We start from the raw sequence: 17,035 nt of genomic DNA, 5'->3' as shown, positions 1-17,035 counted from the left end.
CCTCAGGGCACGTAGCCGCGATCGATCAGGTTGAGCAGGTACTGACCGTAGCCGTTCTTGCTGAGCGGTCTCGCCAGCCGGACCAGATCTTCGTTCCCGATCCAGCCGTTGTTCCAGGCGATCTCTTCCGGGCAGCACACACGGAGCCCCTGCCTCGCCTCGATCGTCTCGATGTAGTTGGATGCCTCCAGCAGCGACTGGTGCGTTCCGGTGTCGAGCCAAGCGTAGCCGCGCCCCAGCCGCTCCAGGTGCAACGCGCTGTCGTCCAGGTAGCGTTTGTTGAGGTCCGTGATTTCCAACTCGCCACGTGCTGAAGGCCTGAGCTCGCCCGCGAGGTCGCTGGCCCGCCCATCGTAGAAATACAGGCCGGTCACCGCATAATTGGAGCGCGGCCGGGCAGGCTTCTCTTCCACGCCCACCACTCGCCCCTCGCCATCAAACTCCGCCACGCCATAGCGCTCAGGATCCTTGACCCAGTACCCGAATACAGTGGCGCCTTCGGTTCGCTCGTCCGCACGCCGCAGCATCGCGGTCAGGCCAGGGCCGTGAAAGATGTTGTCACCAAGCACCAGGCAGCTTGGCCCTCCGGCAAGGAATTCGCGGCCAATCACGAACGCCTGCGCCAACCCGTCCGGGCTGGGCTGCACCGCGTACTGGATGCTCATTCCCCACTGCGAACCGTCACCCAGCAGCGTCTTGAACAGCGCCTGCTCGTGCGGGGTGTTGATGACCAGCACCTCGCGGATGCCCGCCAGCATCAGCACGCTGAGCGGGTAGTAGATCATCGGCTTGTCGTACACCGGCAGCAGTTGCTTGCTGATGGCCTGGGTGATCGGATAAAGACGCGTGCCCGAGCCGCCGGCCAGGATGATGCCTTTGCGGCCCGTGGGATTCCGGGGCGCGTGCAGGGTCATGCCACGCTCCCGATGCGTTCCAATCGGTAACTACCGTCCAGCACCCGCCGCACCCAGGGCTGATTGTCCAGGTACCAGTCCACGGTATGGGAGATTCCCTGTTCGAATGTCACCGTCGGCGACCAGCCAAGTTGCGACCTCAGCTTGGAGGCATCGATGGCGTACCGCCGATCGTGCCCGGGGCGGTCTCCCACATACGTAATCAGTGACTCGCGCACGCGCCCGTCCGCGAGCGGCCGGCGGGCATCCAGGAGTGAGCAAATCGCCTTTACCACTGTGATGTTTGTGCGTTCGGCATCGCCGCCCACGTTGTAGGTTTCCCCGACGCGTCCGTCCTCGAGCACCCGGCGGATCGCCGCACAGTGGTCGCCCACGTACAGCCAGTCGCGCACGTTCAGGCCATCGCCGTATACCGGCAACGACTCACCGGCGAGTGCCTTGGTGATCACCAGGGGGATCAGCTTCTCGGGGAACTGGTAGGGCCCGTAATTGTTGCTGCAGTTGGTGGTGAGTACGGGCAGGCCGTAGGTGTGATGGAAGGCGCGGACCAGGTGGTCGGAGGCGGCCTTCGACGCCGAATACGGCGAATTCGGTGCATAGGCCGTGGCTTCGGTGAAACTGCCCGTCTCGCCCAACGAGCCGTACACCTCGTCCGTGGACACGTGCAGGAATCGGAAGGTTTCCCGGGCGGGTGAATCCAGCGACTTCCAGTAGTCCCGCGACTGCTCCAGCAGGCCCAGCGTGCCAACGACATTGGTCTGCACGAATGCCGCCGGCCCATCAATGGAACGGTCGACGTGGCTCTCTGCGGCGAAGTTGATCACGGCATCCGGGGCATGTTCCCGGAGCAGCCGGCTGACCAACGCGGCGTCGCCAATGTCGCCCTGCACGAATACATGGAGTGGGTTGTTTCCCACCGACGCCAGGGTGTCGGGGTTGCCCGCATATGTCAGGGCGTCCAGGTTGACCACCTTTATCCCGGCCCCGACGGATTCCAGTACGAAATTGCCGCCGATAAAGCCGGCGCCGCCGGTGACGAGCCACGTTGTCATGCTACCTCGCAATTCCCAGATGTACCGCTCGGATCCGTGCCTATGTTAGCGGCTGCTGCCCTACCGGACTTGCCGTGGGTGGCCTAGGGTATCCCATCCCGGCGCCGTGATTCGTTGCCCACTGACACGCATCTGGCCGACAAATTCCTTACATTGCAGCATTCTTCTCAATTCCAGAGTCGGGTCATCATGCCCCTGCCACTGCCCCCCTCTGCTCCTTGGTCCCAGGTCGTCGCCGACAGCTCGGACAAGCGATCAACCGTTCGATGCAGCCTGGAGGGAGGCCAAGTGGTCTCCTGGGCGCATCGCGGCCGGGAGCGACTGTTTCTCAGCCAACTTGCCGCATTCGGAGACGGGAAAGCCATCCGCGGAGGGGTACCGGTCATCTTTCCTCAGTTTGGGATGCTGGGGCCGGGACAGCGCCACGGCTTCGCGCGGCTGAGCACGTGGAAGCTTCGGGAAACCGGGGAGGAACCGGCAAATTGTCACGCCAGCACCGCGGAAGCCTGTATCAGGATGGTGCTTGAAGGCACCCCCGATAATCGGCCTGACTGGCCCCATCCGTTCACGCTGGCACTGGCGGTTTCCCTAGGCAGCGATTCCCTGTCAATCAGACTCTCGGTCACCAATAACGGAGAGACCGAGCCCTTCACATTCACCGCTGCCCTGCACACTTATCTTGCAGTCGGCGATATTTCAAACACCTCGCTTCAGGGCTTGGAGGGATGCGGTTATCTCGACGCGACACGGGGAAACGCCCCGCTTTTGCAGCGAGAACGAGACCTGCGGTTTGAGGGCGAGGTAGACCGAGTCTATCTGTCCGCGCCTTCCGAGCTCCTGCTACGGGACGGGGATGATGGTTTGCGAGTGCTGCAGGCTGGATTTCGCGACACGGTGGTCTGGAACCCGGGCAGCGACGTGGCTCGTCAGATCGGCGACCTGTCGGCGGGCGACTACCGACGCTTTGTCTGTGTTGAAGCTGCGGCTGTGGGAACCCCCATCGGGCTTGCCCCCGGCGAGAGCTGGCATGGCAGCCAGACCCTGATCGGATAGAATCAGCGGCCGACCCCCAACAAAACCAGCTTCCCACGATGAAAATCCTCGTTGGCTACAAGCGCGTGGTGGACTACAACGTCCGCATCCAGGTCAAGCCGGACGGCTCCGGCGTGGTGACCGACGGCGTCAAGCTGTCTGCCAACCCCTTCGACGAGATCGCCCTGGAAGAGGCCCTGCGCCTGCGGGACAAGGGTATCGCCACCGAGGTCGTGGTTGCCACCATCGCCCCCTCCGACGCCCAGGCCCACCTGCGCAACGGCCTGGCGATGGGCGCCAACCGCGCCATTCACGTGGTCGCGGACGGGCCGATGCAGTCGCTGACCGCCGCGCGCGCCCTACTCAAGCTGGTCGAGAAGGAGCAGCCGGACCTGGTGATCCTTGGCAAGCAGGCGATCGACGACGACGCCAACCAGACCGGCCAGATGCTGGCCACCCTGTGGGGTCGCCCGCAGGCGACGTTCGCCAGCAAGCTCGAAGTTGCCGGTGGCAAGGCAACGGTGACTCGCGAGGTCGACGCCGGCTTGGAGACATTGGAAGTGGACCTGCCGGCCGTCGTGACCACCGACTTGCGCTTGAACGAGCCGCGCTTCATCAAGCTACCCGACATCATGAAGGCCAAGAGCAAGCCCATGGAGACCATCGCCTTCGCCGACCTCGGCGTGCAGGAAGGCGAGGGTCTCAAGACCACCCACTACGCCCCGCCCGCCAAGCGCAGCAAAGGCGTGATGGTCAAGGATGCGGCCGAGTTGGTCGCGGCACTGAAGGCCAAGGGCCTGCTCTGAGCTCGAGGAATAACACATGTCCAACGTCCTGATCGTCGCCGAGCACCTCGACGGCAAGCTCAACCCCTCCACCGCCAAGTGCGTGTCCGCGGCCAAGGCGCTCAATCCTGCAGCCATCGACGTCGTGGTGTTGGCCGCGGACCCGGCTGCCATTGCCGCCGACGCCGCTACCCTCGGTGGCGTGCGCAAGGTGCTGACAGTCGCCAGCGCCGCCAACGCGAACGCCATCGCTCAAGTGCAAGCGCCGCAGGTGGCCGCTCTGGCGGGTGACTACACCCACGTCTTCGGCCCCTCCACCACCTTTGGCAAGGACCTCATGCCGTGCGTGGCGGCGCTGCTGGGTGTATCTCAGGTGTCGGACGTGATGTCCGTTGAGGGCAGCCACACCTTCAAGCGTCCGATCTATGCGGGCAATGCCATCATCACTGTCGAGACCCCGGCCAACGCGCCTGTTGTGGCGACAGTGCGCACCGCCTCCTGGCCCGAAGCGGGCAAGGGCGGCAGTGCGACAATAGAGTCCGCTTCGGTGGACGCGGCGCTGCCGGACCACACCCGATACATGGGCCTGGCCGCTGGAAAGTCCGACCGCCCGGATCTGCAGAGCGCCAAGCGCGTGGTGTCCGGCGGCCGCGGTGTGGGGTCGGCGGAGAACTTCAAGATCATCTACGGCCTTGCCGACAAGCTTGGAGCCGCTGTGGGTGCTTCGCGTGCCGCGGTGGACGCGGGCTATGTCCCGAACGAGTTGCAGGTGGGTCAGACCGGCAAGATCATTGCGCCTGACCTCTATATCGCCGTTGGTATTTCCGGCGCGATCCAGCACCTCACCGGAATCAAGGACGCAGGCACGATCGTGGCCATCAACAAGGACGGCGACGCGCCCATATTCGAGATTGCGGACATCGGACTGGTTGGTGACCTCTTCCAGTTGCTACCCGAGCTGGAACGCACGCTCGCGTAAGTACTGGGTGGGGGACGACCCGGCATCAAGGTGCATGGACTCGACTTGGATGCGTGGAATGAATGCTGGCCAGTTGCTGCTCGCAACGGGAAACAAATGAACCCGACTCGATCCTCGCTTCCGGAGGGACTGCTCGCGCATGGATAGGCCATCCAGCAGTTCCTCGCAGGGCGCCCTTGGACTGTCCTCATGGCGGCAGACGCAGCGGCAGTTGCTGCTGTATGGCCTGATGGGCGGCGTGCAACTGCTCGCGGACTGGCTGTGCTTCGTGGCGTTGACGTTCGCCAACGTGGACGTCGTCGCTGCGAATCTCATCAGTCGTGTCGTCGGCGCGGCCTTGGGATTCTGGCTCAACGGTCGCCACACCTTTGCAGATTCCGAATCGCGCCCGTCGTTGGGCCGCAGGCAGGCGATCCGCTTCGCCCTGGGCTGGTTGCTCACCGCAATCCTCAGCACGGCAGCGGTATGGATGCTGGATGCATTCGCCGGCCTGGGCTGGGCACGAACGGGTAAGTTCTTCGTGGACAGCGTGTTGGCCCTGCTCGGTTTCGCTTTGTCCAAGTACTGGATTTTTCGATGACCGAAAGCAACCTTGCTCCGTCGATCGCAGTGGTGATCCCCTGCTATCGGGTTGTCCGCCACATCCATGGGGTCATCGCCGCGATTGGCCCGGAGGTCAGGTCGATCTTCTGCGTGGACGACTGTTGCCCAGAAGGCAGCGGCGACTATATCGAGAACACGGTGCGGGACCCGCGGGTCAAGGTTCTCCGCAATCCCGAGAACCAGGGCGTGGGCGGAGCGGTGTTGACCGGTTACCTGGCGGCGATTGAGTCGGGCGCGGACATCTTGGTGAAGATCGATGGCGATGGGCAAATGGACCCTGCCCTGCTCCCCCGCTTCGTCGCACCCATTGTTCGGGGCGAAGCGGACTACACCAAGGGCAATCGATTCTGGGACCTGCGTGAGATCCGCCAGATGCCTCTGCTGCGCCGCGTCGGGAATCTCGGATTGAGCTTCATGTCCAAAGCCAGCACGGGCTATTGGGACGTGTTCGACCCTACAAATGGCTATACCGCGATCCACGCCGAGATTGCGTCGCGCTTGCCCACTGACTCCTTGAGCAAGCGCTATTTCTTCGAAACAGACATGCTGTTCCGATTGAACACATTGCGTGCGGTGGTCGTCGATGTTCCCATGGACGCCAAGTATGCGGATGAGAGCAGCGGCCTGAAGGTGTCAAGGATCTTCAGCGAGTTTCTCCTGAAGCATTTTCGAAACCTGTTCAAGCGCATCGTCTACAACTATTTCCTGCGCGACTTGCCCATAGCATCCCTGGAGTTGCTGGCGGGAACGGCGTTGCTCGCCTTCGGTACGGTGTTTGGTGGGCTGCATTGGTGGCAATCGTCCTCATCCGGGACGAGCACCCCGGTGGGAACCATCATGATCGCCACCGTCGCCATCGTGAGTGGCTTGCAGTTCTTGCTGGCTTTCCTCGGCTACGACATCGCCAACGTGCCGCGCCGGCCGTTGCACCCTCTCCTCCAAGGGCAACGAAAGGCATGGGCCGGAATCCGCGAGGGAGTGTGAAGCGTGCGCCCTGACCTCCCGCTCGTGGCGTTGTTCGCACACCCGGACGACGAGTTCACCGTCTTCCCTTGGATAGAACAGGCCGTCAGGAATGGCCAGCCCGTTCATTGCGTGTGGATGACCGACGGCGGTTGGGGTGGGCAAAGCATTTCCCGCCGAAGGGAGGAAAGCGCTTCGATCTTGCTGCGGTTTGGAGTACCTCGCGAGGCGATGCACTTCCTTGGCGAGGAGAACTCCATTCCCGACGGACAACTTCATCAGTGGATGGATCGAGCAAGGGCAGTTCTGCGCGCGATCCTACCGATTCTGCCGCGGAATGCGTGGTGGCTCATTCCCGCATGGGAAGGAGGCCATCAGGATCACGACGCGTGCCACCTGCTGGCCGTCGACTGCTGTCCTCCAGGGACGCCCCTGTTCCAATACCCTCTCTACAACGGCGTGGGGTTACCGGGCCCGCTTTTCCGGACCATGTCTCCGCTACCTGCAAACGGCCCCACCTATGCGGCGCCCATAACCTGGAAGCACCGCTTCCTGTATCCCTTGCACTGCCTGGGCTACCGCTCCCAATGGAAGAGCTTCATGGGACTGCTCCCGTTTTATGCCATGCGCATGCTGCACCGCCGTCCCTTCCATATCCAGCCTGTGGATCCAGTTGGGATGCGGCGGCGACCCCACGAGGGCAGGCTGCTCTACGAACGCCGCGGGGGGCCGAGTTGGGAGGAGTTCCAGTCCGCGATTCAGAGCGAAACCCGACTCGGAGGCTAAAGGTCGTCCGAGTCGATCCAGAACGCGTGCCAACGTCCGGCGCCGGAAAGTGACTCATCCGGGATGGTCGCGTTCAACTTCTTGACGATCAGCGAGAACACCGCACCCGTCCGCAAGTAGCAAGAGCCGGCAAAACGGTACGCCTGGGCCCACTCCGCAGCCGCCATGCACGCCACCACGTCCTTCCGCTCCTGCCGCGCCAGATTCGCCAAGGCGACATGCAGGCCACGACAACCACGCAGGTGGTCTTTGAGCACCATGAAGTCGAGCAGCGCCAGGGTTTCGATTCCTCGCAACTGAGTGGGCCGCGCCAGTGCCACCCCGACCAGTTCCGTCCCGGAGAGAAGCACGACGAAACGGTACGAGGCGCCCGGCGCCGAGGTTCGCCAATCCAGGAATGCGGCGTCCTTCACCAGTGCATTGGGCTGCCCCGCCATCCACTTCGCAAGGAACGTCGAATACGATTCGCTGCCTGCCACCCTGCGAATGAATTCGTCGCGATTGTAGGTTTGCGTCGAGTAGCCCGCGCATTCCCTCAAGCTCCAGGCCTGCACGCCGCGGATTACAGCATCGGCCACCTTCCCCAACGGCCGCAAAGGCCTAGGCAACAGTCCCGATACCCCGAGGGGCCGAACGTAAGTAGGCAGCTTCTGCACGACATGCCAGCCGACCTTCAAATGTCCCGGAATGACCTCGGGCCGGATCGGGTAGCCCGTGGTGAACCCCAGCCCGGCCTTGCCCAGTTCCCCGGTGGCGAAGCGTCCGATCTGGGTAAAGATGCCGCGACCGCGATAATCCGGATGGGTCATTACGTCGCAGACCATCGCGCATCGATGGTGCACCCCATCTATCTGGTAGGCGTAGGGAAGCGCAGCGTAGTAGCCAACGACGCGGCCGCCCTCATGGCCCACGTACTGATAGGAGCTGCGCGAGTCAGGGAACCGCTCGAACTTCCAGCGATAGTGCTCTTCGCCCTCGACGGCAGTCCCGAGCGTCTCCGGAAAACTCAACTTGAACAACTCACGATATGAGGTCCAGTCGGCATCCGGCAGGAACGCGCGGTAATGGATCTCCATCAATACTGCCCGCCATTCAAGTGGAGCACTTGACCGGTGTAGAAGTTGGAGTCGTCGCCTAGCAGGTACCTGACCGCTGCGCCGACATCGGCCTTTCCACCAAATCGCCCTGCCGGAATCCGCCCCCGGATCTCCACCTGCATGTCCTCGGGAACAGAATGGATGAGCCCGGCATCGAGGTAGCCCAGCGCGATGGCATTGGCGGTGACGCCACGTGATGCGACTTCCAGGGCGACCGACTTGGTGAAGCCAATGAGACCGGCCTTGGCGGCCGCATAGTGGGCGGCGCCGACGACCCCGGTGAACCCCACGATGCTGGATATGTTCACGATGCGTCCAAATCGGGCTTCGCGCATGGAAGGAATGGCGTGCTTGCAGCACAGGAACGTGGTCAACAGGCTATCGTCGATTACCCGGGAGAACTCGTCACGGGAGATCTTCCACGACATCGCGTTGCTCGACGAGCCCGCGACGTTGACCAAACGGCTTACCGGTGCTCCTGCGTCGCGGGCCGAGGCGAACATCGCCGCTACCGATTGCTCGTCGGTGAGGTCAGCCTGCACCGCGTGTGATGCCGGGTCCAGGTCGAACTCCCGCAACAGCCCATCCACCCGCTCCCGGTCGCCCCGGTAGTGGCAAATGAGCCCACGCTCCCCGTTCTCCAGGAGGAACCGCGCGATGTGCTGCCCGACTCCACCATTCGCTCCGGTTACTAGTACCGATCCCCTAGCCATGCAACAGCTCTCCGCAGTGAATTGGACATCCGGCCGACACTACCCAACGCCACGGCCGGTCAGATTGTCTTGCTCGCGAAGTCCGCGTAGGCCCGCGCGATTCCTTCCCGCAATCCCGTGCGCGCCTTCCACCCCAGCGCGTTCAGGCGATCCGTACACAGGAGTTTGCGTGGCGTTCCGTCGGGCTTGCTCGTGTCAAACACGATGTCGCCGCTGAAACCCGCGACCTCCATGATGGTTTCCGCCAGCTCGCGGATTGTCACGTCCGTGCCCACCCCGACGTTGAACAGCCCGTCCTGCACCCCGCTTTCCATGAGGAACACACAGGCGTCCGCCATATCGTCGACATACATGAACTCCCGCCGGGGCTTGCCACTTCCCCACACGACCAACTCCTTGTCGCCTTTTGCCTTGGCTTCGTGCGTCTTCCTGATCAGCGCCGGCAACACATGGCTGTTGTTCAGATCGTAACTGTCGTTTGGCCCATACAGGTTGGTTGGCATCACCGACACATAGGCGGTTCCGTGCTGACGATTGAAGCTCTCGCAGAGCTTGATGCCGGCGATCTTGGCGACCGCATACGGTTCGTTGGTGGGTTCCAACGGACCGGTCAGCAGGTACTCCTCCTTGATCGGCTGTGGGCAGTCGCGCGGATAGATGCAACTGGAGCCCAGGAACAACAGCCGCCGCACCCCGGACTGAAACGCTGCATTCACCACATTGGCCTGGATCATCAGGTTCTGGTAAATGAAGTCCGCACGATATGTGTTGTTGGCCTGTATACCACCGACCTTCGCTGCGGCCAGGAACACGTACTCGGGCTTCTCCTGCTCCATGAAGGCCGCCACGGCGGCCTGATCGAGGAGGTCAAGCTCCGCATGCGAGCGCATCACCAGGTTCGTATAGCCGCCGGCCTGGAGCCTCCGGACTATGGCAGACCCCACCATACCGCGATGGCCGGAAACGTAGATCTTCGAGTCTTTGGTGAGTGCGTCAGTGGTCATTGATTGCTAGGCCCGGGCTAACTTACTCGTGGCGATTGGGTGCGAAATAGCCATGGCGCTTAACCAGCTCGTCGCGCTCGGCACTCTTCAGGTCTTCCCGCACCATTTCCGAAACAAGCTCCTGGAAGGTGATCTTCGGCGACCACCCGAGCTTCTCCCTGGCCTTGGTGGCATCACCAAGCAGGGTCTCGACTTCGGCGGGACGGAAATAGCGCTCATCCACGGCAACGATGCAGTTGCCATTCTCGTCGAAGCCCTTCTCGTTGACGCCAGACCCTTCCCAACGCACCTTGATGCCCAGCTCTGCTGCAGCGGCATTGACGAAGTCGCGAACGCTGAACTGGACACCCGTGGCAATGACGAAATCCTCTGGGTGATCCTGCTGCAGCATCAGCCACTGCATTTCCACGTAATCCTTGGCGTGGCCCCAGTCGCGCTGGGAATCCAGGTTGCCCAGGTACAGGCAATCCTGCAGGCCGAGCTTGATGCGGGCCAAAGCGCGAGTAATCTTGCGGGTCACGAAAGTTTCACCACGCAGCGGCGACTCGTGGTTGAAAAGAATGCCGTTGCAGGCATACATGCCGTAGGACTCGCGGTAATTCACCGTGATCCAGTACGCATATAGCTTGGCAACCGCGTAAGGGCTGCGTGGGTAGAAAGGAGTCGTCTCCTTCTGTGGGACTTCCTGCACGAGGCCGTAAAGCTCGGAGGTGGATGCCTGGTAGAAGCGCGTCTTCTTTTCCAGGCCCAACGTCCGGATTGCCTCAAGGACGCGAAGTGCGCCGAGGGCGTCCGAATTTGCCGTGTATTCGGGCTCTTCAAACGAGACTGCCACGTGGCTTTGCGCCGCGAGGTTGTAGATCTCGTCGGGCTGCACTTCCTTGATGATCCGGATCAGGCTGCTGGAGTCCGTCATGTCCCCGTAATGCAGGACGAAGTTCCGATCACGGACATGCGGGTCCTGGTACAGGTGGTCGATGCGGTCGGTATTGAAAAGAGACGTGCGCCGCTTGATGCCATGCACGACGTACCCTTTCCCCAAGAGAAACTCCGCGAGGTAAGCGCCGTCCTGCCCGGTGACGCCCGTGATAAGTGCCTTCTTCATGTCACTCCCTACCAATGTCATTTGTTTAACTGGGGCCTCAGGCGTTCCAACTGGGCCATAACCATCTTTCGAACCATCTCTTCGAAACTCACCGTCGGCTGCCAACCAAGAACGCGCTGCGCCTTGGCGGCGTTGGCCCGCGTCTGCCCTGGCTCCAGTGGCCGTACAAGTCCGGGATCGCTGACCACGCTGTCGCGCCAATCGAGCCCGACCGAGCGATAGGCCACTTCGCACAAATCGCGCAGACTGTGCAGCTCGCCCGTTCCGATGACGAATTCGTCTGCGCGATCCTGCTGCAACATCAGCCACATCGCCTCGACGAAATCACCGGCATAACCCCAGTCCCGGGCAATATCCAGGTTACCGAGTGCGAGCTTTCCACGCTCGACAATGGGGCGACCCATCTCGTTCACATCCGGTGACTCGCCAATTCCCAAGGCCGCACATGCCGCGCCGTACGCCACCTTCTGCGTCAGGAAGTGCAGCGGTCGACGTTCGCTCTCATGGTTGAACAAGATTCCGCTGGCAATGTAAAGCCCGTAGCTATCGCGATAGATGCGCGCCATCTGGTGGGCGTACACCTTTGCCGCGGCATAGGGGTTGACGGGATTGAACGGTGTTTCCTCGTCCTGCGGGGACACCCTCGTCTGCCCAAACATCTCGGAGGAAGACGCGTGGTAGACCCTGCACTGCGGCCGGTAATGCCGAACCGCTTCAAACAAGCGAACTGCGCCCAGACCATTCACAAGCAGTGTTTCAGGTGCCCGCGACCACGACTCTCCGGGCCGGGACTGCGACGCCAGGTTGTAGATCTCGTCCGGATTCGACTCATGAATGGCGGAGGCGATATCAATGCCTTCCGCCATGTCTCCGAACACCACATCCACGCGATCTGCAAGATGGGAGGCGCTGTTGTGCCGGAACCAGCTTTCGCGCCGCACGAGCCCCGTGACCTGGTATCCCTTTTCCAGCAGCAGCTCCGCGAGGAGAGATCCGTCCTGGCCCGTTATGCCCGTGATCAACGCACGCTTCATTGACATATCAGGATCTCGGCGGCCTTCCGGCCAGGTAAGTAGCCGTCGAGGACGGGGAAAATTGGCAGGCGGGAGTTTATCACTGTCGCGTCGACCCAGAAGCAGGCACCGCAAGTTCGGCCCCAGCGTCGGGAGACGCTTTGCTGGTGATCACCATTGACACGAAGCCGATGCCCAGCCGACGAGGGTCATTGCTGACGCCCAGTTCCTTCATCGATCTGGCCCACGGGATCTCGATGTCGATGCGGCGGACGGTTCCATCGGTCTGGAAGGTCAGGCCTAGTTCCCTTGGGGCAGGCAAGCGAATCTCGCGACGATCTCCCCCCACGACGATGGTTGAAGGCTCGTTTGAATTGCCGATCGTTTGCGCCTTCAAAACCAGCGTGAACTGTGCAGGCAGTGGCTTGGAGAACTCGAGTGTGACACGGTCGCCATCCGACCATGTCCCCCATGTCTCTGGCCCCGACAACCCGGCCGTCCTGGCGATAAGCCCCGGCCAGGATCCTCGTGTGAAGTCAATTTTCTCGACCTCCTGATCTCCCACCTTCGCGAGCACCGCGCCGTGGAGGGCGATCTCCTTGCGCGCCCCTTTCGGCAATGCCTGATCCCCGACGACCAGCACCCAGCGCGCTTGCGCCGGAATACTTTCCTCGGGAATGGGACTGTTCGCAGGGACCACCACACTGATGGCGTTGGGGTTGTCAAGGTAGAAAAGGGTTCGGTACAGGGACGAGTGATCCGCGCCATAGGCGATGATCGGCTCTGCCTGTTCGCCCAAGTAATGACGCGCCGAAATCCCGGCCAGCGCGTACACGTCAGGGCGCATGTTCTGTCGAAGCTCCCGGTTAGCTTGGTATGCAGACCCGAGCACCGCCAGCGGAAGCACCCCGAACACGAAAAGAGTCGCCCCAATGCGGGTGTTTACAACCCACATTGCCAACGCAACCACCCCCAGTGTCGCGATCACACTGAAAAGCTTCGGGTTCAACGTGAGTCCGCGGAGCTCGGGACTGTCCACAACACCGGGCGTAAAACTCCCCAAGAGCGTCGTGACCGCGAGTACGGACAGCACGCCCCATATGAATGCAGAGGGCAGTGTCCGAAGGACGTCTTTCCGCTGCGGTGCGGAAACATGACCCGCTGCAACGATCAGCAATAACGGCAAGGCAAAGTTGTAATAGCGCATGTGCAGCCGCGCGATGGTCTCCATCGCGTTGGAACCTGCGGCATTTGCCGAGAACAACGTCGTCATCGCGAGAAGGCATGCGAAAACCAGGAACGTGAAGAGCTGGATTTCACGCAATCCGGGGGGGTGTCCCCGGCCTTCGCGCGGAGACGGGAAGTAGAAGACGATCGCGAGCGGCACCGCGTAAAGCGCGGCGAGCGCCATCGCATGCCCCTTCAGGCTGGTCAAGCCGGGGAGCACAAGGCGGATAAAGCGATCAGTGTCGTCCGTTGACGGCGCCACGGATCCATAGATCTGACCAAAAAGACTCAGCCCACTAGGTCCGGCGAAAAGGTAACCCAGTCCCAATCGCACGAAGGATGCCGTGAGGAGGAAGGCGCCGATCGCAAGCAGCGACTGACGCCAGGCGAAGCCTGATCCCCCAACGATGGGACGTAGCGCTAGAAACCCAACGATCACTGGCACAAGGAAGAAGGCGTGCACTTTCACCAGCGCCATAAGGCCGATGATCACCCCCATTATCGCCCCCCTCAGCAAGGGATTGGCTTCTGTCCCTCGCAGCGCATACCAGGCGAGCACCCAGAACAAGAGGAGATAAAGGGACTCCGGCATGAAGTAGGCGGTGTACGTGTTGATCGGACCCAGCACCGCCATCACGGCGATGAACAAGGAGACCCAACGCCCCGCAACCGTTCTGCAGAGCAGATAGATGAAGGGCATCGCGCCGACCATGAAAAAGACGTTCAGAGCCCGGGCGCATTCCAGGTATCCCGCACCACAGAGGTTCGTGGCCCGATAGATCAGGAAATAGAGGTAGGACGGAACTCCTGCCGCCTCCGGCGGCAGGAGGCGGGCGGTTTTGCTGTAGACCCACTCGTCGGGCACCGTCAGGAACAAGCCCGTGTTGCGCAGCAGGAGATATGCGCAACAGACCCCCATGGACACCAACAGGGCAACTCCCGCAGTCGGACTGCGTTGCGACCCGCTGTTGCTGGGCTCCAACATCATCATGTTTCTCCTAGCAAAGAAAATTTCTTCCCGCATGCCCGCTTCCGCTTCGAGGTCAGCCGGACCATGCGCTCACTGTTGCGGCTAATGCCATCCGTGCGCCTGGCTCCACTCCAGACTGGACTGGCCAATTCCAGGCACATCGCGCAGCGGCATCTCCCACACCACGACGCGCGGCTTGCCGCCTCCACGGCGCGATTCAAATTCATCGGCGATCTCCTTCCGATGCGACCAGAAGTGCTCGAAGGATTTGAAGGAGCCTTGACCGGCCATTGGACGGTTCTGCACTTCAGCATTTTCCAAGTGCAAGCCGAGTTGACCTGCGAAACCTACTGGCTGCGGTATCCAAGTGTAATGACCGGTGTAGCTGGTACCCAAGGCAACGACCAAACCAACCGGACGTGACGGGTAAGGATAGCCGCGTCCATTCTCCCCATTCATCAGCCGGTCCTCATAGACCCAAATGGATTGGAGCCTCGAGGTGACAGACGGGTGTGGATCGAAGGCCTTGACCAGATCGCCTACCTGATGTTCCACCAGGTAGGTCGGCTCAGTGGGGGTGCGCGATTTGAGCGGCGTCACCGCACTGATGGCTTTAGCCGTGGCATCGGCTGCCAGGGAAATTCCCAGCCCACTCCAATGGCTTTCATTGGGGGGATACAGGATTGAATGGGGATCGCGGCCAAGCGCTTCGCGATAGACGCCGTCAAGGTCGACGCTCCGTACCCCGCGCTGGTCCAGTGCAACACGGAATGCGTCATATACCTCGCTGGAACGGTCGCTAAGAACCGGTGCTCTGTTCAACGGGTCTGCGCCCCCCAAGGGCCAACGCGCCCAGTTGCTGTGAATGCCCAACTTGGTGGGAACCGGGACGACAAGCAGCATCCACCCTTCTTTCTCAAGTTGCTGTTGGTAGGAGGCCACGATGCCCGCGATTCGCCGCATTTCGCTTTCAATGCGGGCGGATGACCCCCGTGCAACCCACAGCTCCCCGGTGAGGAACAGGCTGATGGGTTCGCGTCCTCCCGGGAATATCCAGTCCGGTTCCTGGCCCAGCGCGAGGCGAAGGCTGTTTCCCGCCTGCTGCGAAACCCGAACTGCGGGCAGGCCATTGACATTCCTCTTGAGCAAGGCGTAGTCCGGCTGCCACAACCCCTGGGGCACCAACCCTCCCAGAGTTTGTTCGGAATTCCTCACCAGCGTGGTCCGGGGCAGCACTGGGGCCGAGACATCTTTACGCCCGAGCGCGTTCGCCCCCAAGAACAAGAGAACCAACCCCAGATACGCGAATTGTACGTAGGAACGGGTTCGCTTCATGGTCAAAACTGGAAGTAGAGGAAGGGGATCTGGCTGCTACTCAAGGACACCAGCAGTGCCAACCCAAATAGCGCGAAAACCAGCCACTGGGTGCGCCTTGAGAAGTCGCGACCATGCATGGGCACATCCCCCACCACCCGGGGCTCTACCCATATCCAGAAGGCCCAGCCGGCCAATGCCAACAGTAAGGCCGGCGTCTGCTTGCCGAACAAGGCAGGGCTGAACTGAGTGCTTATACCGTTTCCACCAAGCATGCCGGTGAGCACCTGCCCCGCCTGTTCGAACGACTCGCTGCGGAATAGAACCCATCCCACCAGTACCAGAAGCAACGTCATTGCTTTCCTGAGCATCGATGGAACCCTCGTGAGGGTTGCTTCGCCGATGAAGCGCTCCACGACCAACAGGATTCCGTGATAAGCGCCCCAGATGACAAAGGTAAAGTTGGCGCCATGCCACAATCCGCCAATCAACATGGTCAGGAACAGGTTCAAGTAGACACGCCAGGGCTTGCAGCGATTCCCCCCCAGACTGATGTAGAGGTAGTCACGTAGCCAGGAGGACAACGTCATATGCCAACGTTGCCAGAACTGCGTGATGCTAGTCGCGCGATAGGGCGAACGGAAGTTGTCCGGGAACGCGAACCCCAGGCACAGACCGAGTCCTGTGGCCATCAGGGAGTAGCCCCAGAAGTCGAAGTAGAGCTGGAAGGTATACGCCACGGCGCCGGCCCAACTCTGAATCAGGTCGGGATTCGCCACGGAGAATGCATAGGGGACGAAAACCGCGAACTGATCTGCGAACAAACTCTTTATACAGAACCCGAGAGCAAACACCGTCAGTCCGCGCCGCAATTGCAGCCCCGGCCAAGCGTCGAACTGCGCCGCCATGTCTCCGTAACGCACGATCGGACCGGCGATGAAGCGAGGGAACATTGCGAGGAACGTCACGTAGTCGACCAGCCTCACCGGCCGATGAAGCTTCCCCCTGTACGCGTCAATCGAGAAACTCAGCGCCTCGAAGACAAAGAATGAAATCCCTGGAGGCAGGACGATCGCGCCTTCGCTACCGAAGTACGGGAGCAGTGCGGCATGGAGTGGCGAGAGGGCTGGAAACAGGCTGACCAACCAGTTGAGATACTTGAGCAAAGCGAGGATCGCCACGGCGTACGCAACCGAGCCGATCATGCCGATCCGCCGCACCGCCGGCCGCTCAGAACTGAGGATCAGCAGGCTGAAGGCATACGTTCCCCCAATCACCACCAGGAACAGCCATGGCCAGAGCAAGTTCCCATACGCGTAGAACGCAAGGGTGACCACGATGACCGCCGCCTTTGCTGCGAAGCCGAACCGATTTCCCACGGCGCAAAGTCGAAGCGCGAGCAACGAAAGCGGCAGAAAATAGAAGATGAAAATGGGGTCGGTAAACAGCATCGCGAAAAGGCACCTTCAGACAAAGGG

Annotated in this window: 16 protein-coding genes; 6 read left to right on the top strand and 10 right to left on the bottom strand. The window is 61.5% G+C overall.

Annotated elements, in window-relative coordinates:
* Positions 1–2: 2 nt before the first annotated feature.
* Entirely contained in the window at positions 3–914 is a 912-nt protein-coding gene (gene rfbA, locus AC3ARF_RS02165; RefSeq protein ID WP_498929874.1) for a glucose-1-phosphate thymidylyltransferase RfbA, read from the bottom strand.
* Positions 911–1,966, bottom strand: a complete 1,056-nt coding sequence (gene rfbB, locus AC3ARF_RS02160; RefSeq protein ID WP_498929872.1) for a dTDP-glucose 4,6-dehydratase — start codon at positions 1,964–1,966, stop codon at positions 911–913. The genes rfbA and rfbB overlap by 4 nt, the downstream gene beginning before the upstream one ends.
* A gap of 189 nt (positions 1,967–2,155) precedes the next feature.
* Between rfbB and AC3ARF_RS02155 the strand changes: the two genes are divergently transcribed.
* The 6 genes from AC3ARF_RS02155 to AC3ARF_RS02130 all read left to right on the top strand — a co-directional run bounded on the left by AC3ARF_RS02155 (position 2,156) and on the right by AC3ARF_RS02130 (position 7,114).
* Complete coding sequence (locus AC3ARF_RS02155) at positions 2,156–3,019, top strand: D-hexose-6-phosphate mutarotase (protein WP_498929870.1); 864 nt, start codon at positions 2,156–2,158, stop codon at positions 3,017–3,019.
* Positions 3,020–3,057: 38 nt separating this feature from the next.
* Entirely contained in the window at positions 3,058–3,804 is a 747-nt protein-coding gene (locus tag AC3ARF_RS02150; RefSeq protein WP_498929868.1) for an electron transfer flavoprotein subunit beta/FixA family protein, read from the top strand.
* 16 nt (positions 3,805–3,820) lie between these two features.
* A complete protein-coding gene (locus AC3ARF_RS02145; RefSeq protein ID WP_498929866.1) occupies positions 3,821–4,762 on the top strand; it encodes an electron transfer flavoprotein subunit alpha/FixB family protein in 942 nt (313 codons plus the stop codon).
* A 139-nt stretch (positions 4,763–4,901) separates the two neighbouring features.
* Positions 4,902–5,342, top strand: coding sequence for a GtrA family protein (locus AC3ARF_RS02140; RefSeq protein ID WP_498929864.1), 441 nt, complete (start codon positions 4,902–4,904; stop codon positions 5,340–5,342).
* Positions 5,339–6,349, top strand: a complete 1,011-nt coding sequence (locus AC3ARF_RS02135) for a glycosyltransferase family 2 protein (protein WP_498929862.1) — start codon at positions 5,339–5,341, stop codon at positions 6,347–6,349. Before AC3ARF_RS02140 ends, AC3ARF_RS02135 begins: the two co-directional genes overlap by 4 nt.
* 3 nt (positions 6,350–6,352) lie before the next feature.
* Positions 6,353–7,114, top strand: a complete 762-nt coding sequence (locus AC3ARF_RS02130; RefSeq protein WP_498929860.1) for a PIG-L deacetylase family protein — start codon at positions 6,353–6,355, stop codon at positions 7,112–7,114.
* Here AC3ARF_RS02130 and AC3ARF_RS02125 read toward each other — a convergent pair.
* From AC3ARF_RS02125 to AC3ARF_RS02090, 8 genes are all read right to left on the bottom strand, one after another.
* Positions 7,111–8,190 (bottom strand): GNAT family N-acetyltransferase, encoded by a 1,080-nt coding sequence (locus AC3ARF_RS02125; protein WP_498929858.1) that lies wholly within the window; start codon positions 8,188–8,190, stop codon positions 7,111–7,113. The genes AC3ARF_RS02130 and AC3ARF_RS02125 overlap by 4 nt on opposite strands.
* Complete coding sequence (locus AC3ARF_RS02120; protein ID WP_498929856.1) at positions 8,190–8,924, bottom strand: SDR family oxidoreductase; 735 nt, start codon at positions 8,922–8,924, stop codon at positions 8,190–8,192. Before AC3ARF_RS02120 ends, AC3ARF_RS02125 begins: the two co-directional genes overlap by 1 nt.
* Positions 8,925–8,983: 59 nt before the next feature.
* Positions 8,984–9,928, bottom strand: a complete 945-nt coding sequence (fcl, locus tag AC3ARF_RS02115) for a GDP-L-fucose synthase (RefSeq protein ID WP_498929855.1) — start codon at positions 9,926–9,928, stop codon at positions 8,984–8,986.
* A 22-nt stretch (positions 9,929–9,950) separates the two neighbouring features.
* Complete coding sequence (gene gmd / locus AC3ARF_RS02110; protein ID WP_498929853.1) at positions 9,951–11,033, bottom strand: GDP-mannose 4,6-dehydratase; 1,083 nt, start codon at positions 11,031–11,033, stop codon at positions 9,951–9,953.
* A 17-nt stretch (positions 11,034–11,050) separates the two neighbouring features.
* Positions 11,051–12,067: a GDP-mannose 4,6-dehydratase gene (locus AC3ARF_RS02105; protein WP_498929851.1), complete on the bottom strand. Its 1,017-nt coding sequence runs from the start codon at positions 12,065–12,067 to the stop codon at positions 11,051–11,053.
* Between the two features lie 79 nt (positions 12,068–12,146).
* The gene (locus AC3ARF_RS02100; RefSeq protein ID WP_498929849.1) at positions 12,147–14,297 is read right to left on the bottom strand and encodes a DUF7024 domain-containing protein; all 2,151 of its coding nucleotides are present in this window, start codon (positions 14,295–14,297) and stop codon (positions 12,147–12,149) included.
* A gap of 48 nt (positions 14,298–14,345) precedes the next feature.
* Positions 14,346–15,578 carry an alginate O-acetyltransferase AlgX-related protein gene (locus AC3ARF_RS02095; protein WP_498929847.1) on the bottom strand — a complete coding sequence of 411 codons (1,233 nt, stop codon included), beginning with the start codon at positions 15,576–15,578 and terminating at the stop codon, positions 14,346–14,348.
* Between the two features lie 2 nt (positions 15,579–15,580).
* The gene (locus tag AC3ARF_RS02090; RefSeq protein WP_498929845.1) at positions 15,581–17,008 is read right to left on the bottom strand and encodes an MBOAT family O-acyltransferase; all 1,428 of its coding nucleotides are present in this window, start codon (positions 17,006–17,008) and stop codon (positions 15,581–15,583) included.
* Between the last annotated feature and the right edge of the window lie 27 nt (positions 17,009–17,035).

The organism is Lysobacter sp. KACC 24251 (assembly GCF_057747755.1).
The sequence above is the reverse complement of the archived record's forward strand: the minus strand, read 5'-3'. Positions and strand labels throughout refer to the sequence as shown.

Bases quoted from the DNA above. Each gene is read 5' to 3' on its own strand.
- AC3ARF_RS02155 (WP_498929870.1), top strand. From the start codon at position 2,156: ATGCCCCTGCCACTGCCCCCCTCTGCTCCTTGGTCCCAGGTCGTCGCC.
- AC3ARF_RS02145 (WP_498929866.1), top strand. From the start codon at position 3,821: ATGTCCAACGTCCTGATCGTCGCCGAGCACCTCGACGGCAAGCTCAAC.
- AC3ARF_RS02090 (WP_498929845.1), bottom strand. From the start codon at position 17,008: ATGCTGTTTACCGACCCCATTTTCATCTTCTATTTTCTGCCGCTTTCG.
- AC3ARF_RS02100 (WP_498929849.1), bottom strand. From the start codon at position 14,297: ATGCGGGAAGAAATTTTCTTTGCTAGGAGAAACATGATGATGTTGGAG.
- AC3ARF_RS02105 (WP_498929851.1), bottom strand. From the start codon at position 12,067: ATGAAGCGTGCGTTGATCACGGGCATAACGGGCCAGGACGGATCTCTC.
- gmd (WP_498929853.1), bottom strand. From the start codon at position 11,033: ATGAAGAAGGCACTTATCACGGGCGTCACCGGGCAGGACGGCGCTTAC.
- fcl (WP_498929855.1), bottom strand. From the start codon at position 9,928: ATGACCACTGACGCACTCACCAAAGACTCGAAGATCTACGTTTCCGGC.
- AC3ARF_RS02135 (WP_498929862.1), top strand. From the start codon at position 5,339: ATGACCGAAAGCAACCTTGCTCCGTCGATCGCAGTGGTGATCCCCTGC.
- AC3ARF_RS02120 (WP_498929856.1), bottom strand. From the start codon at position 8,924: ATGGCTAGGGGATCGGTACTAGTAACCGGAGCGAATGGTGGAGTCGGG.
- AC3ARF_RS02150 (WP_498929868.1), top strand. From the start codon at position 3,058: ATGAAAATCCTCGTTGGCTACAAGCGCGTGGTGGACTACAACGTCCGC.
- rfbA (WP_498929874.1), bottom strand. From the start codon at position 914: ATGACCCTGCACGCGCCCCGGAATCCCACGGGCCGCAAAGGCATCATC.
- AC3ARF_RS02140 (WP_498929864.1), top strand. From the start codon at position 4,902: ATGGATAGGCCATCCAGCAGTTCCTCGCAGGGCGCCCTTGGACTGTCC.
- rfbB (WP_498929872.1), bottom strand. From the start codon at position 1,966: ATGACAACGTGGCTCGTCACCGGCGGCGCCGGCTTTATCGGCGGCAAT.
- AC3ARF_RS02095 (WP_498929847.1), bottom strand. From the start codon at position 15,578: ATGAAGCGAACCCGTTCCTACGTACAATTCGCGTATCTGGGGTTGGTT.
- AC3ARF_RS02125 (WP_498929858.1), bottom strand. From the start codon at position 8,190: ATGGAGATCCATTACCGCGCGTTCCTGCCGGATGCCGACTGGACCTCA.